Annotated in this window: 9 protein-coding genes; 3 read left to right on the forward strand and 6 right to left on the reverse strand. The window is 65.4% G+C overall.

Annotated features, from left to right (window positions below; translation table 11 throughout):
• Positions 1-2: 2 nt before the first annotated feature.
• The 3 genes from ABT313_RS33850 to ABT313_RS33860 form a co-directional block, all read right to left on the reverse strand.
• Positions 3-800 (reverse strand): carbohydrate ABC transporter permease, encoded by a 798-nt coding sequence (locus ABT313_RS33850; protein WP_350862201.1) that lies wholly within the window; start codon positions 798-800, stop codon positions 3-5.
• Complete coding sequence (locus ABT313_RS33855) at positions 790-1,677, reverse strand: carbohydrate ABC transporter permease (protein WP_350862203.1); 888 nt, start codon at positions 1,675-1,677, stop codon at positions 790-792. The genes ABT313_RS33850 and ABT313_RS33855 overlap by 11 nt, the downstream gene beginning before the upstream one ends.
• Positions 1,678-1,742: 65 nt before the next feature.
• Positions 1,743-3,104: an ABC transporter substrate-binding protein gene (locus tag ABT313_RS33860; RefSeq protein WP_350862205.1), complete on the reverse strand. Its 1,362-nt coding sequence runs from the start codon at positions 3,102-3,104 to the stop codon at positions 1,743-1,745.
• A 237-nt stretch (positions 3,105-3,341) separates the two neighbouring features.
• Between ABT313_RS33860 and ABT313_RS33865 the strand changes: the two genes are divergently transcribed.
• From ABT313_RS33865 to ABT313_RS33875, 3 genes are all read left to right on the forward strand, one after another.
• Positions 3,342-4,004 carry a KpsF/GutQ family sugar-phosphate isomerase gene (locus tag ABT313_RS33865; protein WP_350862207.1) on the forward strand — a complete coding sequence of 221 codons (663 nt, stop codon included), beginning with the start codon at positions 3,342-3,344 and terminating at the stop codon, positions 4,002-4,004.
• Complete coding sequence (locus ABT313_RS33870) at positions 4,001-4,930, forward strand: ribokinase (RefSeq protein ID WP_350862208.1); 930 nt, start codon at positions 4,001-4,003, stop codon at positions 4,928-4,930. Before ABT313_RS33865 ends, ABT313_RS33870 begins: the two co-directional genes overlap by 4 nt.
• 111 nt (positions 4,931-5,041) lie before the next feature.
• The gene (locus tag ABT313_RS33875) at positions 5,042-6,043 is read left to right on the forward strand and encodes a LacI family DNA-binding transcriptional regulator (protein ID WP_350862210.1); all 1,002 of its coding nucleotides are present in this window, start codon (positions 5,042-5,044) and stop codon (positions 6,041-6,043) included.
• A 531-nt stretch (positions 6,044-6,574) separates the two neighbouring features.
• On the opposite strand, the gene ABT313_RS33880 is transcribed toward ABT313_RS33875, so the two are convergent.
• From ABT313_RS33880 to ABT313_RS33890, 3 genes are all read right to left on the reverse strand, one after another.
• Entirely contained in the window at positions 6,575-7,078 is a 504-nt protein-coding gene (locus ABT313_RS33880; protein ID WP_350862212.1) for a DUF4265 domain-containing protein, read from the reverse strand.
• A 71-nt stretch (positions 7,079-7,149) separates the two neighbouring features.
• The gene (locus tag ABT313_RS33885; RefSeq protein ID WP_350862214.1) at positions 7,150-7,620 is read right to left on the reverse strand and encodes a barstar family protein; all 471 of its coding nucleotides are present in this window, start codon (positions 7,618-7,620) and stop codon (positions 7,150-7,152) included.
• Positions 7,621-7,622: 2 nt separating this feature from the next.
• Positions 7,623-16,934: an RHS repeat-associated core domain-containing protein gene (locus ABT313_RS33890; protein ID WP_350862216.1), complete on the reverse strand. Its 9,312-nt coding sequence runs from the start codon at positions 16,932-16,934 to the stop codon at positions 7,623-7,625.
• Positions 16,935-16,982: the final 48 nt, after the last annotated feature.

A 16,982-nucleotide genomic window follows, 5' to 3' on the forward strand; every position in this document is an offset into this window, starting at 1 on the left:
CTTCATTTGAGGCCGGTCGTCTTCATCGCGTCGACCAGCCGGCGCTGGCCCGCGACGAACACCACGACCGTCGGAACGGCCGCGATCACGGCGGCCGCGAGAATGAGATTCCAGGCCGAGGCGTACTGCCCCTGCATGCCGGAGACGCCGAGCTGGATGACGCGCAGATCCGGGTTCCGGGTGATGGTGAGCGGCCAGAGGAACGCGTTCCAGTTGGCCAGGAAGAACAGCACCGACAGCGACGCGAGCACCGGCCGGCTGAGCGGCAGGATCACGCTCCAGTACCGCCGCCAGTAACCGCAGCCGTCGAGATCGGCCGCCTCCTCGAGCTCACGCGGGATGTTCAGGTAGTACTGCCGGAGCAGGAAGATGCCGAACGCATGAAAGATGCTCGGCACGATCAACCCGGCGTAACTGTCGAGCAGACCTAGTTGCTTTGCCACTAGAAACAACGGAACTAGTATCACCGGCAGCGACACGAGCAGTGTCGACATGATCCCGGAGAAGATGATCCCGCGCCCCGGGAACCGCAGCCGGGCCAGCGCGTACGCCGCCATGCTGTGGAAGAACAGCGCGATCACGGTGACCGTCACCGACACGATCGCGGAGTTCAGCATGAACCGCGGCATCGGGATCTTCAGCAGCACGTACTGCAGGTTGTCCAGCGTCCACGTCGACGGCCAGCCGAAGTTGAACACGTCCTCGGCCGGCTTCAACGCACTGATCAGGATCCACAGCAGCGGCGCGACCGCGATGATCGCCAGCACATGAGCCAGGATCGGGAGGACTCTAATCCTCATCGAAGCGACCTCCTCGGGTGACGCCGAACATCAAGCCGGTGCAGACGACGAGGATCGCCACGACCACGGTGGTCAGCGCGGCGGCGTACCCCATGTTGTTGAAGGTGAACGCCTGCTCGTAGATGTAGAGCACGACCGTGCTGGTCGCGCGCGCCGGACCGCCCTTGGTGAGCACGAAGACCAGGTCGAACGCCTGCAGACCGGTGACCGCGCCGATCGTCGAGTTCACCACGACGAAGAAGCTGGTCGGCCGCAGCAGCGGCCAGATCACGTAGCGGAATCGTTGCCAGGAGCCCGCACCGTCGATCTGCGCGGCGTCCTCGAGCTCTTTCGGCACGTCCTTCAGCCCGGCCAGGAACACCAGCATCTGGTATCCCATCAGGAACCAGACACTGATCACCACATAGGTTCCTAGGGCAAGGGATGGCGTACCGAGGAACGACACGTCACCGAGGCCGAACGGCGCCAGGATCTTCGAGAGCGCCCCGCGTTTGTCGACCAGCAGGAACTGCCAGATCAGACCGACCACGACCAGGCTGACGACGTTCGGCAGGAAGAACGCCGATCGGACCCAGCCGATGCCCTTGAAGTGGTTGCGGACCAGCATTGCCAGCGCGAAGCTCACCACGAACGCGATCGGCACGAACGTGACCACATAGATCGCGGTGACCTTCAGCGACGCCCAGAGCTGATCGTCCCCGGCCATCAGCTTGTAGTTGGCCAGTCCGACGTACTGATAGTTGCCGAAGCCATCGACCTTGAAGAACGCGACCCCGAAGGCCAGCACCATCGGGATCGCAACGAAGATCAGCAGACCGATCGTGTCCGGCGCGAGGAAGGCGTATGCCGCCAACGCCTCGCGCCGCTTTCTGGTCATACCTGCCTTGGGTTTCCCCGAAGCCTTCACCAGCGGCTTGGTAGGAGGGACTGTTGTCGTCACCATCAGCTGATCGGCGCGCCCTGGTAGGTCTTCAGGAACGTGTCGATCTTCTCCGCCGCGTCGGCCGCCGCCTTGGCCGGATCGGCTGCGTTCAACTGGCAGGCCTGGATCGCGTCGGCGATCGGCTGGTACACCTCCGGTGGGAACCGCGGCTCGGGTTTGCCGGTCGGCGCGATCTCGCTGACGAACTTCTTCAGCGCGCCGTCGGCGAACGCACCCTTTGCGTCCGCGGCCTGCTGCACCGACTTGCGCGGCGGCAGGTTGGTCTTCACCACGGTGTTCCACTGCCGCTGCCGCTCGACGCCGGCCGCATCGGTCGAACCGAGCGCCCACGCGATGAACTTCGCCGCGGCCTCCGGGTTCTTGCCCTTCGAGTTGGCGACGAAGGCCCAGCCGCCGAGGTCGGTGGCCGCCGAGCCGCCGTCCGGCGTCGGCAGCGGAATGATGCCGTACTTGAAGGTCTTCGCCTTGGTCCGCATGTCCGCGACCGCCCAGATCCCGCTCTGCTGCATCGCGGCCGCGCCCGAACCGAGGTTCGATACCACGTCACCGCCACCGTCGCCGAGGGCCTTGCGCGGGGCAACCTTGTTCTTGATCGTGTCGCCCCAGAACTTCAGCGCCTGGACGGCGGCCGGCGAGTCGAACGCGGACTTGCCGTCCTTGACCGCGTTGCCGTCGCCCTGCCACAGGAACGGGTACCAGGTGAAGTTCTGGTAGTAGCCGGGCAGCGTCTCGAACATCACGCCGTACCGCTTGCTGTTGGTCAGCTTCTGCGCAACCGCGATGGTCTGGTCCCAGGTCTTCGGCAGATCGGCCTCGGACAGACCGGCCGACTCGAACGCGGTTTCGCTGTAGTACATCGCGAGCGGCTCGATCTCCATCGGCAGGCCGTACACCTTGCCGTCCACGCTGCGCGCTTCGAGCAGGCCGGGCAGGTAGTCCTTCTTGGCCTCGTCCGTCAACGCCGATCCGAGATCCTGCAGGACGCCGCCGTTGGAGTAGCGGAGGAAGTCGCCGGGGCTGATCAGGAAGATGTCCGGGCCCTGGCCCGACTGGAACGCGGTCTGCAGGGTGGTCCCGTTCAGGTAGTCCTTGCCGGGGATGTAGCGCAGCTTGACCTTGACGTCGTTGTTCTTGTTCCACTCCGCGACGGTGTCGACGAACCACTTGCTCTGCGGTCCCTGGTCGTCGGACGGGCCGTAGAAGTTCCAGAACGACATCTCCTTGGCGTTGCCGCCGGAGTCGTTGCCGCCGCAGGCGGACAGCAGCGGTACGCCGGCAGCCGTCGCGGCGAAGGCGCCCAGACCGCCGCGCAGGACGGAGCGGCGGGTGAGCTGCCTGGCAGGGAAGGGTGTTGCGGCCATCAGGTGCTCCAGGGTGGTGTGTTTCGGGCGGGGATTCGGGGAGGCCGAGGGGCAATCGATTTCTCGCAATCTACGATCGGCGGCCTGGCCGGTCAAGAGCCGACGGGATGACGATGTGATCAACCCTGCCGATTTCCCGCGTACTGGCAAGGGTTTCGACCTGCGTGCAGGCGTTGACACGGATCGGCCACGCTGCCTAATCTGCGGAAATCGATTTCTGAGATGAGAGGCGCTGGGATGCCAGTTGTGCCGAACCGTGCGTCCGCCCACCGCACGGCCGACGAGCTGTCCAGGGACCTGGTCGCACGCGGACTACAGGCGGCGCGCGATGCCATCGAGACCGAGGCCGCAGCCGTCTCGGCACTCGCGGGCCGCCTGGACGGGATGTTCCTCGACGTACTGCTCGCGGTCGCCCGGTGCGAAGGCCACCTGGTGGTGACCGGTCTCGGGAAGTCCGGTCTGGTCGGTCGGAAGATCGCCGCCACGCTGGCCAGCACGGGTACGCCGGCCACATTCATCCACTCAGGCGATGCGCTGCACGGGGATTCCGGCGCGGTGACGTCGCGCGACATCGTGCTGGCGCTCTCTGCATCCGGCGAGACCGTTGAGGTGTGCGCGTTCGCACGAATGCTGCGGGAGCGGACGATCCCGGTGATCGCGATGACCGGTCAGGAAGAGTCGACGCTGGCCCGGTTGGCGACGTACACACTCGACACGATGGTGCTGCGCGAGGCCGATCCGCTGAACCTGGCACCGACTGCCTCGACGACGGCCTCGCTGGCAATGGGCGACGCGTTGGCGTGCGCCCTCGTCGTACTGCGGTCGTTCAGCCATCACGACTTCGCGCAGTTCCACCCATCCGGTGCCTTGGGCAAGCGTCTGGCGGAGGACCAGGCATGAACGATGTCTGCGTGCTCGGTTCGTTCATGAAGGATCTCGTCGCGTCGGCGGAGCGGCGGCCGTTGCCAGGTGAGACGCTGCACGGGACGGGGTTCGCGGAGTTCCTCGGCGGCAAGGGTGTGAACCAGGCGATCGCGGCCGCGCGGATGGGTGCGCGGACCGCGATCGTCGGCACGATCGGCGCGGACCGGTACGGCGAGGAGTTCCTCGAGCTGCTCTCGGCGAACGGCGTCGATACGTCCTGGGTCGTGCGGCACCCGGTTTTGGGAACTGGCGTCGGGCTGCCGCTGGTGCTGCCGGACGGCGGCAACTCGATCATCATCGTGTCCCGCGCGAACGCGGCGATCACCGCTGCGGACGTCGAGGCGGCTGTGGACGTGTTGACCTCGAGCAAGGTGCTCAGCGTGCAGCTCGAGCTCCCGGTCGAGGCGAGCCACACCGCCCTCCGGCTCGCCTCGACCGCGGGCGTCACCACGATCCTCACGCCCGCGCCGGTCGGCCCGATCGACCAGTCGCTGGCGGCGTACGTCGACATCCTGGTGCCGAACGAGGTCGAGGCTGCGGCCCTCACCGGGCTGGACTGCGACGACTCGGGGGTGCCGATGATCGCCCGGAAGCTGGCCGAGGACTGGGATCTGCGTGGTTGCGTCGTCACGCTCGGGTCGCGGGGTGCGTTCGTGCTGGACCGGGACGCGGGGTACGAGGAACGCGTCGATGCCTACGAGGTCGCGACCGTCGATACCGTCGGCGCGGGCGACGCCTTCTGCGGCACGCTGGCTGCTTCGCTCGCCGACGGGGCCGGACTGGTGGACGCCGTACGCCTCGCGAATGCCGCCGGAGCGCTGTCGACTACCGTCAACGGGGCCGCCGATTCGGCGCCGGCCCGCGCCGCTGCCCTGGCCCTGCTGGAGTCCACCGCATCATGAGATCCTTTGTGTCCGCGGAGCGCCGTTGCTCGGTGGTCCGTGGACGCAACTGTCCGGATCGGAGTTAGAGTGCGATCCAGACGACCATCGGATCTCCAGCGGGGAGCGGGTATGACGACGATCTACGACGTCGCGCGTAGGTCGGGGGTATCTCCGGCGACGGTTTCGCGGGTCCTGAGCGGCCGGCGCAACGTGGACCCCGAGCTGTCCGAGAAGGTCCGCGCCGCGGTCGCGGAACTCGGCTACCGCCCGAACGGCGTCGCCCGCAACCTGCGCAAATCCTCCACGAACCTGTGGGCCGTCGTCATCTCCGACATCGAGAACCCGTTCTTCACATCTTTGGTGCGCGGGCTCGAGGATGTGGCGCAGACCGAGGGGTACCACGTCGTCCTGTGCAATTCGGACGAGGATCCGGCGAAGGAAGCGGCGTACGCCTCGGCCGTGCTGACCGATCAGATGGCGGGTGTAGTGATCTCGCCGACGTCGACTGCGGAGGGCGTGCAACTGCTGGCGGACGCGAAGATCCCGCTGGTGATGATCGACCGTCGGGTCGAGGGGGTCGAGGCGGACACCGTTCTGGTCGACAACGAGCATGGTGCGTTTGAGGGCGTCAAACACTTGATCGACGGTGGATATCAGCGGATCGCCTGCATCACTGGTCCGCGCAAGGTGTCGACGGCGATGGATCGGCTTGGTGGGTATCGGTCGGCGTTGCGTGCTGGTGGGATCCGGTACGACAAGGATCTTGTGCGGCACGCGGACTTCCGCGAGGCCGGCGGGTACGCCGCCATGGAAAGCCTCCTCGAACTCGCCGATCCCCCGGAAGCTTTGTTTGCCACCAACAACCTGATGACCGTCGGCGCCCTCGAATGCCTGGCCCGCAAAGGCCTCCGAGCCCCCGACGACATCGCGGTGGTCGGCTTCGACGACATCCCCTGGGCCGACCTCGTCGTACCCAGCCTCACCACCGTCGCCCAACCCACCTACGAGTTGGGCCGCACCGCCGGCCAACTCCTCAAAGACCGCACCACCTCCCCCGGCCGCCCACCCTCCACAGTCACCCTCCGCACCGAACTCCACATCCGCGCTACGTCAGCCCCCAAGAAGAACTAACCGCCGCGAACACCAGCCAAAGGACACCGCTTCGCGGCGACAGTCCTTTTGGCCGCCTCCGGCGGCGCGCGGAACTGCACCCGGCGCCAATGCGATCCCGCCAAGCGCCTGCGACAACCGGGAAACGCACAACGGACACCACTTCGCGGCGGCTGCCTTCTGACCGCCTCCGGCGGCATGCGGAACCGTGGCGCTAACGACCGCACTCCCGTCGACTGCGGGGATACCCGGGGAACGCAAACCGAACACCGCTTCGCGGCGGCTTACCATCTGCGCCTTCGGCGCACGCCGAATCGCACCACGAGCGAACGCCCCACCGTCAGCAACTGTGGTCGTCTGATTCCCCCAGATCGGGCACCGGTCCACAACGACCGCCCTTCGGGGCCGCCTCGGGCGGCGAGCGGGCCGGGCTGGCCGCGCTTGGTCACGCCAACGCCGGGGAAGCAGATGCTTCCCGCTTGAAGCACACGCCGATCATCATCCGCGCATCCTCCGCTGAGCTGCTATTGGGAAGCGAGCTTTCCTCGAGACTCAGATGCGGAAGCGAACGACGTCGCTCCACTCCCAGGACAGGCGATCCGCTGCCTCTTCAGCGTCGAAGTAGTCCATGATGGCTTCCGCATCGGCGCCGGGCGGCACGTCGATCGCCACGTGCCGATCACCACTCCACTCGAAGAGCAGTCCCGACTGCGAAATCCGTGCCTGGACTTCGGCGTTAACCCTCCGGATCCCCTCTACATCGAGTTCCGCGATCAATGCCCTCAAGGCTCGACTTCCCGAAGGTCTGACCAGCTCGATCACGGTACTTTCAGCAGACAGTCGCACCATGTCTCGTAAGGCGAGGCCGCAGGCGCGGAACGGGATGCAACACACAACAGCTTCACCGTCGTCGGCCATACGCCGAAGCCAAACCTGCTCCACCTGATCTTCGAATCCGAAGGGAGCAAGATCGACCCTCGCAATGTAGTTGCTCTCGCCTCGAAGCGCGGGCTCGTCGTGCACGATGAACTTGATCGGATCCACCTCGAAAGTCATTACATCTCAGCTGTTCAAGCGTTCGACGATCTTCGACGATCACGGCAACGATGCCAGACAATGCCCTCCTGTCACGCATCCACGTGCGTCCTTGGGATGTCGAGCGTGTCACTGCCGTCGATGACGACGGTGTGGAATGGAACCTCGCCGCCACCCCACGCGGGGCCAAGGGCAAATGCACTTCCCCAACGTCGTCCGATTTTCTCGAGCTGGCGAAGATACGTGTTCAGCTCTTCGGGCTCGTCCGATAGAATCTCATCACCATGCGTAATGATCGTCAGGTATGCCCGCGCAGGTTGACCGTCCAGTACCTTCATGCATTCACCGAATGCTGCCCAGTTCCAGCCGAAGTATTCTGGGAACGAGAACTCGCGCACGTACTCCCGGAATAAGTCTTCAAGTGAGTGCATTCGAGTTCCGTCAAGCTGAACGAGTAGCACATCTTCAGTCGCCGCAGCGTCGAGGAGCGAGGGCAGACATCCGGATGCGGCGTAGTGGACCCACGGTCCAGAAGAGCTCGATACGTCCTGCCAGGTGGTCATGGCTACCATCTTACAAACGTCTGGTAGTGATCGGGTGAGTAGTAGACCGATCCATCTGAGCCTGTGACGATTCGTTCACCGCCTGGCTTCGGATTCCCCGCGCGCGGGACTGTACCCCATTCGCGATAGGTGATCGCACGTCCATTACGGTCGGCGGTCGGTAAAATCTGTCCACCGCTCCGACCGTCGTTATCGAATATCTCTGGCACTGACGGCCCTTTGACGCCGCTCTGAGGTATTACGCCATCCTTCTGAATGCTACGAATTACGTCAGCGGATTCCTGAGGGATGCTAGTTTTGGGCTCGTGCCCGCCTCCGCCCTGATCGTCATCTGGGTTGGGTGGTTGTGCGGCTGCGCCAGAGTTGTCGCCACTTGAGGGCGCCCCGCCAGTCCCGTCGTGGGACACAGCCCAGGCTATGCCCAACAGACCGCCTAAGGTTCCGAGGACCGAGGGCGGGATAGAGAGTCCTCCTCCGACTGCTACGCCGACGCCGCCGCCGGCCGCTCCTGCCATTCCCCAGCCGCTGCTTGGTTCGCCTGGGTCATAGATCGTGCCGGGCTTGGTCAAACCCATGTCGAACCAGTTGTAGGTGCCGGTGGTGGAGACGCTGGAGATTACGGAGCCGTATTGGTTGAGAGCGTCTTGGTACTGCTGGTCGGACCAGTCGGCGGTCTCGTTGGTTAGGTCGCCGCCGGAGGTGACGACGGTTGCTGGCTGGGATGGGTCGCCGGGGCAGAGTGGGTTGCCGCTGGCGCAGGTAGGGTCTCCGGGTGGAGGTTGAACTACTGTCTTGGCCTCTTGCTCGAGGTCTTTACGTTTCTCCTCGGCTTCTTTCCGCTTCTTGCACGCTGCATCACAGACTGGAGGAGGCGGCGGCTTGGGATCGCAGCGGTGCGCCTTGCATGGTGGGTCGCAGTTCTTCTTGCAACTCGTGTCACAGTTCTTCTTACAGCCCGTGTCACAGCCGCTGCCAGTACAGCCACCGCCGTCGCAGCCCTTGCCCTTGCAGCCAGTGTCACAGCCGCTGCCTGTACAGCCTCCCGTTGGCGGAATGACCGGTTTCGGGCAGGTGTTGGTCAGTGAGCATGGTTTGACGCAGATCATCACCTGGATGGGGTTCTCGCCGTCGTTCCATCCGATGGTCTTCATGTAGCAATTTCCGCCGCCGTCGCCCGGGTCCTTAGAACTGTGGCCGTCGGGGTCGATGAACGTGAGGGGGTTGCCGCTGGCGTAGGTGTAGAGATTGAGGACGGAGCTGGATGTGCCGGCGTTGTAGGTGATGGTGTCTTGGGTGTTGAAGGTGCCGGTGCTGGGGTTGTACCAGCGGGCTCCTTGGTTGATGTCGCCGGAGCGGGGGTCGGTCCAGTCGCCTTGGTAGCCGACTCGGTATTTGAGGCCGGTGGCGGTGGTGGAGTTGCCGAAGGGGTCGTAGGTGCGGGAGTCGGGGAGGCCCGTGGACAGGGTGGTGTCGGTGGGGTCGAAGCCGGCGAAGACGTCGCCGTGGCGGTCGGCCAGGACTAGGCGTTTGGTGGTGTCGTAGCCGACCGACAACAGGCCGTCGGAGGCGGAGCGGCCGAAGAACTGGGTGCCGTCGGAGACGACCTCGTCGCTGAAGCCGTCGTACCGCATCCGGGCGGTGCCGGCCTGGACGGGGCGGTCGAGGGCGTCGTAGGTGAAGTCGCGGTCGGAGCGGGTGATCATCCGGTCGAACGCGTCGAAGCTGAAGGCCTCGGTCGTCGTACCGGTGGTCTGCGTGAGCAGGGCTCCGCGGGGTGAGTAGGTGTAGGTGGAGGTGCCGTCGTCCAGGAGCCGGTTGCGCTCGTCGTACGACGCCAGCTTGGTGCCGGCTGTGGTGGCGATCTTGGTGCGGTTGGAGTTGGCGTCCCACCCGTAGGCGGTGGTGGTGGTTCCCTTGGTCCAGGAGGTGAGTCGACCGAGCTGGTCGTAGGCGTAGGTGTTGTTTCCGGCGCCGGCCACGCCGGTGGTGTTCTTCGAGGTGATGTTGTTGTCGGCGTCGTACCCGTAGGTGATAGACGACACGGACGTGGTGCCGGCCTTCAGTACGTCGGAGTTCATTCGGCCGTAGCCGTCGTACCCGATCGTCCGGACCCGCGAGGAGCCGTAATCGATCGAGGCGAGCTGACCCGCGGCGTTGTAGCCGAGCGTCTGCAAGACACGCGTGACCGGGTCCGTGACCGTGGTCGGCCGACCGTTGGTGTAGGTGAAGTCGGCCGTTCCAGCAGCATCGATGCGCTGGGTCAGTTGACCGTCGGAGTCGTAGCCCTGGGTCGAGGTGCCGGACGGGCCGTCGGCGCGAAGCAGCATGCCGCGGTCGTTGTAGCTGTAGGTGTTGACGCCGTCGAGCGCGCTTGAGGTCGCGAGCCGCCCGTCCAGGTCGTAGGTCAGGTTGCGGGTCGTCGTCGGCGCCTCCGCGTTGGCACCGGTCTCGGTCTGGAGCCGCCCGGCCGCGTCGAACGTGCGGGTCCGCTGCACCCCACCCGGGGACAGCAGCGACACCGCGTTCCCGGCGGCGTCGTACGACGCGGTCCAGGTCCGATCCGTCAGCGCCGGATGAGCCGTGGTCGACGGCTCGATGACCTTCTCCGGCAAGCCGAGAACGTTGACCGTGTAGGTGGTCGAGTTCCCGCGGCCATCGGTGTAGCGGGTCCGGTTGCCCGCGGCGTCATACCCGTAGGAGACACCGACCTGATCGGTCGCCGACACCGGATCCACCTGAGAGATCAGGCGACCGAGCGCGTCATAGGTGTACGTCGATGCGCGGTTCCCCGACGCCGGCGTCGACGAGACAAGATCACCGTCCAGGTCATACCCGAGCGAGGTCGTGCCCAGCGCGACGTTCGACGCGTTCAGCGTCTTCGACGAGACCAACTGCCCGGCCTTGTCGTACGCCGCGACACTGCTGCGACCCATCCCGTCAGTCGAAACCACCTGGCGGCCTGCATAGTCGTAGCCCAGTTTGGTGACCACGTTGTTCGGATCCGTGGACTGCGTCAGCTGGCCGAGCGTGTCGTAGCTGCTCTGCTCCACCGCACCCGACGGCGACTGCGCGGCAACCACGTTGTCCAAGTCGTCGTAGGTCAGCCGAGTGACGAAGTTGCCCGCGGTCGGCTTGCGCTCGACGTCGGTCGAGGTGACGACCCGGTCGAGGTCGTCGTAGGTGTACTTCTTCACCGCACCCAACGGGTCCGTGGTCGACTCCACGTCACCGTTCGGGGTGTAGGTGATCTTCGTGATCGCCCGCTCGTCGTTCGTCGTGCCCGGGGCGTCGACCTGCACCTGCTGGTTCAGGTGGTCGTAGGTGAAGTTCGTCGCGTTGCCGCGCTCGTCGATCTGCTGCAGCAGGTTCCCGACCGCGTCATAGGAGAAGCTCGTCTTCGGCGTCACTGCGCTACCACCCGGTGGCGTGTACGACGCCCCACTCACCTCAACCGTGCGACCGAGCTTGTCGAACGCCGACTTCGAGACGTTGCCCAGCGCATCCTTCGACGACGTCGCCTGCCCGAAAGCTCCGTACCCCACCATCGCAGTCGGCTGCACATCCGCCGCCGCACCCCCGTCGTGCTCTGCCTTGACCGTCGGCGCGACCGTCTTGATCAGCCGCCCGATCTCGTCGTTCACGTACGTCGTGGTGAAGTCGGCCTTTACTGCCCCGCTGGCGTTGCCGCGCGGCGTCGTCATCGACGTCGCCAGCCCTCGCTGGTCATATGTCCACGACGTCGTCATCGCGCCCGAGGTGTTGTCGACGGTCTGCGACACCCGCCGCCCTGCCGCGTCGAACACATAGCTCGTCGCATCGGTCACTGAGGTCGGGCCGGCGATGGTGGCGTTCGACCAGTCGCCGGTGTTCTGCTCGCTGGTCACGTTGCCGGCGAGATCGTGGCTGTAGGTCGTCTTCCGCTGCAAACCTGTCGGACCGAGCGTCTCGGTCAGGACTCGTCCCATGGAGTCGAGGGTGTACGCGGTGGTGGTCTTGCCGTTGTCCGTGATCGCCGTGGTTCGGTTCCCCGCGCCGTCGTAAGTGTCCTGCTCCAACAGATACTTATGCGTGGCACCGGTGGGGTCGTGGAAGCCTTCGAGTGTCTTGGTCTTCAACGTGTCGTCGAGGTTGTAGTCGTACGTCACCAGCCGGCCCATCGCGTCGACCTCGGCGCGCTTTCGTCCAGCATCGTCGTACTGCGTCTTGGACCGGACCGCGTAGTCGATCCCCTCACGCGGACCGTCGGTCGGCGGGTTGTTTGGGTCGGCCGGGAGGTTCATGTCCCAGACCTCGGTCAGCATGTTCAGGTCGGAGTACTTGTACTCGAACCGGTTGCCGTCGGCATCTTCCGACCACGTCCGGTTGCCGGCGTCGTCGTACCCCTGCTGCGATTCCTTGCCGTCGGCATCGACCGTCGACGCCAGCCGGTTGCGGTCGTCGTACGTCATTGTCGTGACCCGCGGGTCGTCCGAGGTCTTCAGGTCACGTGCGGTCGTCTTGGTCACGTTGCCGTCGGCGTCGTACTCGAGCTCGGCCTTCTGCTGGTGCTGCTCGCCGGTGACTGCGTCGGTGGTCACCGGACCGGTGATCGCGGCGACCCGTGACATGTTGTCGTAGTCGTACGTCGTCGTGACCCCGGCCGGGTAGGTGTCCGAGATCTGGGTCTCGGTCTTCTTCCGGCCGATCTCGTCATAGGTGTACTTCGTCACCAGGCCTGACGGAGCCGTCGTCTGCACGAGATCGCCGTACTGGTCGTACAGGTACTGTGTCACCGCGTTGGTCGATGCGGTCACCTTGACCGTCTGCGTCTTGAGCAGACCTGGCGGCATGACCTTCCCGTCCGGACCGGTCTGCACGCCGTCGGTGTAGGAGTACGTCTTCAACCCACCGTCAGGGCTGAACTCTGATGCCACATCGCCGGAGACAGTCAGGTTGCGATTGACCTTGTAGGTGTTGTCGGTCGGCCCCGAGGAACGACCGTCGCGGGTCTCCCAGATCTTGTCCCACCGCGGATCCAGAGCCGGCCAGGCGGTGTTCGCGAAGTACGTGGTGTACGCCGTGTGGCAGTCGGTCCCGGCGCCGTTCGCATCCGCGCCGCGGCAGGTCTTGGTCGACGTCACGTTGCCGCGATCGTCGTACGTCATGCTGACCTGGCCACCCACCTCACTCGTGACCGCGGTCAGCTGACCGGTCTTGTCATGCGTGTAACTGCGGATCGCGTACCCATCGCCGGTGTCCCAGTCTTGTGTCGTGCCCGCCGACGGCGGCTGAGCCGTATCCTGACCCGCCGGGCGACCGGTGCGTAGCAGTGCGCCGTTGAGCGCGTCGTACTCATAGGCGTAGTCGGTGTGGTTGGGTGCAGTCACATGGACGGTACGAAGCGAAGGAGCCCGCAACATGCCGCCGCCGAGCACGGTCTGCGGCGTGCCGACCGTCCAAGCGCCACCGTTCTCGTCGACATACCTCGTAACCCGGTCGCTGGCCGGGTTGTACTCCACCTCGGCCGTTGTCCGGCCGGCCGCCGACGTAATCGAGGACAGTTGATCCGCGGCGTTGCGGCCCTGCTGGTAGTGGGCAACGACGTCCCTCGTGGTCAGCGGGTGCGAGTACAGCGCGACCTCGTCGATCTGGCCGGTGAAGTGCGTCAAAGCCTGCGTGCCGTACGACGGCCACGCGCTCGGCGCCGCAGCGACGGCCGCGCCGATCTCGTTGACCGCGAACTGGGAATGGTCCACCACGCTCTGCGTGATCGTCCCGATCGCGACACCGTCCAGGTACAGCGACTGCCGAGTTCCCATCGAACTCAGCACGACGTGGTGCCACTGGTTGTCGTTCACTAGAGCCGACGACGACATCGGCGCCGCTGAGCCATGCCAGAACTGACCACGCAACTTGCCGTCGCCGCCGACATACAGCACCGGCATACCACCGGTCGTCGTACTACCCAGCCTCTCCTTCTGATAGCCGAGCAACGGCTGACTGGTCCCGCCAGTTGTCTTGAACCACAGCTCGACGGCCTCGTCGCGACTGCGGGTCGCCAGACCATTGGGCAAGGAGACCCACGAGTTGCCCGTGAACGACACCGACTTGTCCGCCTCACCGACACCCGCTAGCGGACTCGTCTGGTTGAACTGAACGTTCGCGTAGGCGCCGAACGCATCGTTCCGCGCGATGTCGATCTCGTTCGTCGCGTCGTTGTCGCTGCCGTCGTCGGACATCCGGAAGTAGCCGTCCGGCTTGCTGTCGAGGACCGCGCTGCGATAGTGCGACCCCTGCGCGGAACCGTAGTCCGTGCACTTCTGGTCGGCGTTGCACGACTTCGTCAGTACGTCGTTCGAGTACTCGTAGGTCCATGTCAGCGGAGTTCCGTTGACCGGCTGTGTGCTGACGGAGGCCACGTGCTTGTTGTCAGCTGTCCAGGTGAAGGTGAGCTTCCGGCCGGTGCCGTTCAGACTCGCCGCGGACTCCAGCGTGCCGTCGGCGCGATAGGTCAGCACCAACGGCTGGCCCTGAGTGCTGGCGATCTTGCTCAGCTTGCCGGTGCCCTGGGCAAACTCGTACGTTGTACCCGGCGCGATCTGTAGGTGCCACGGCCCGGTCGCAGAGGTTGCCGTCAGCACCGACTTCGTACCGCGCGGCGCGGCGAACGTGCCGTCCGCGTTCGCGCCGAACCGTACCTGCCGGCCGTCGGGATACGTCACCAGCGCGTTGCCGTCGTTCTCGATGATCAGGCGCATGTCGTACCGGCTGGTCCACCCCGCGCCGAACAGGCCGTCGCGCCGCGGATCCAGACTGTTGTAGGTCCGCGAGACATTCAGCTCCGGACCGGCAACCGGTACGACGATGTCGAGTGCCGACGCGGTGTAGTTGCCGACCGCCGGGTCGTACGGCTTGTCCTGCGACTGGCCGTCGTTGTTCGCGATATGACCGGTGATCGCCGGCTGAGAAACGTCGGTGAACATCGTGATCGGCTCGCCGATCGTGTGCTGCCCGTCGTTGTCCTGGACATAGATCTGCCACTGGTACTCGCGGTTCCAGGACAGCTTCCCCGCCGGCACCACCCACGTCTTCGACGACGAGTACGCGCCGCTGAAGAAGCATCCGACGAGCGGGTTGTCATCGACGACCTCACACACCCGGAAGCTGTACTGGAGCGTGCTCGGCGGCGCATCCGGATCGATCCCCGCCGCCCACACCTGCGGCGTCAGCGTGTTCGCCTGCGCACCGTTCAACGGCCAGACGTTGGCCAGATCGACCACAGGTGGAACGTTCTGGATCGTGATCAGCCGCGCTGCCGGTACGACGCCCCAGTCGGTGTACCAGCGATTGATCGTCGTATCTCGATGCACCATCGAGAACTCGATCTGATAGTCGACACCGTCGGCCGTCCCAGGCAACGCACCGACCGCGACATCCAGGTTGATCTTCCCGCCGTGCGGCACCGACGTCGTCACCGGCGTCGTCAGGACCGCCCAGTTCTGGAGCTTCTTGTCCTTGTAGATCCGGTAGCTCATGTAGTCGTTGCCCGGCTGCCACGTGAACCCACCCAGGTTCGTGATCGTCATCGGGAACTTTCCGGCCTTGTCCTGCGTGACATAGTCCTCCGCAGGCTGTGCCCGGAAGGCGTACGCGGCGTGGTACGGCGAATGCGTGACCGCGAGCTTCGGCGGGTTGGCGGTGCTGATGCCCGCGAGCTTCTTCCACGAGTAGCGGTCGGTGCGCTGGTTCGCGAACAGCGCGAACCCGAAGTTCGACCGTTGTCCGTCGACGAGACTCTGCAGCCAGGACACACCCGCCGAGTTGAACGGCAGCGCGTCGTACATCGGCTGGCATGCCGTCGTACCCGTCGTGTTCGACACGTAGCCGCGGGAGAAGCTCTTCGACGCAACCACCGACGGTGTCGTCTGCGGACCGGGGTACTTCAGGCTTGACAATGGCGTCGATTGCCAGCCCTCCATGACGCCGTAGACGTCCAGCCCGCGCGACGAGCAGGTGTCAGCCTGGTAGTTGTAGACCTCCAATTGCGCGGCGACGATCGTGTCGTACCTGAACGCATCGACCAGACTCGGGAACGACAGCAGCGACGTGTACGCGTTCCATCCGCTGGTCGACGAGCAGTTCGTCGTACCCGCGGCCGGACGGCACCCGACCTGCAGATCGCTCCCGCCGCTGATCGAGCCGTTCACACCCGCGCTCACCGCATACGTCGGCGTCACCCTGTCGGTCGGAATGACGGTCGGGTCGATCCGTACCGGGAACACGCGCGCGGGATCGTCCAGCCAAGCGCTATCCGCGGTCACCTTCAACGCCTGCCGGCCATCGACCGTGGTGAGCTCGTACGTGACAGCGCTCGAGGTCGCCCGTACCTCGACGGTGTTCGAATCCTCCATCGTGCCGGCGGGGATCCGGGCACGCTCGGTGCCGTGTTCATCGGTCAGGACGACATCACGACCCACCAGCGACGCGGTCAAGTTGTCGCTCAGGTTCAGCGGGAACACGAACGAGCGAGGCGCCGCCGCAGACTTCAGGACCAGCGTCTCCTTGATACCGCGCGGCTGCGAGTCCAACTCCAGATCCGTACTCGACAAGGCATCCGGGAAGACCACCGTGCTGCCCGCCATCTGGCCGTCGACGGCCGCCGCACCGGCAACACCCCACGCGATGTTGTGGTCGTCGCCCAACTGGACCCCGGCCACCGGATCAGCGCTCGCCTGGGCCGCGATCCAGGAATAGATCTCCGTCGAGATCGTCTCCCAGCCGCCACCGTCCCGCGGCTGCAGGTTAGCGTCGATCTCCGCCCACGAACCGTCCGGCTTCTGGAAGTTCAGCGGCGCCGGAGACAACATGCTGGTCTCGGTGCCGTCCGCGTTCTCGAACGTCTGCGAGAACCGATCCCGCTTCTCCGGCAGTTCACGACTCGTCAGCTTGTCGAACCCCTTCACCGCGGTGAACTCCGGCGGCGAGGCCTTCACAGCCTTCGGCGCCGGCTGCTCCTTCGCAGCATTGACCGACTTCGGTGGCGTGATGGGGAACATGTCCCGCAACGACGGCGGCTGCACCTTGTTGAGACGCGGTGGGAGCGGCGCAGGCAACTTCCCAGCCCCCAGCCGCTGCGCCGGAGCCTTCGCCTCACCCTTACCCGACATCGCCGCCGGCGGAATCGGTGGCGGCGTACCGGCCGCAGCCGCGGACGTGACCGGCAGCCCCGGCCCGACGCCTGCCAGCGGCACCGCCAGCGCAACAAAAACCGCCGCCAACTTCGCAAAGCGAACGCGGCGACGGCGGGCACGAGAAGACAGCCTGGACACGGCCATGATGGATCCCCCTGGGCGTGGACGACCTGACACAACAGCCTAGGGTCC

The organism is Kribbella sp. NPDC000426 (genome assembly GCF_040300265.1).
In the GTDB taxonomy this organism is placed as follows: Bacteria; Actinomycetota; Actinomycetes; order Propionibacteriales; family Kribbellaceae; genus Kribbella.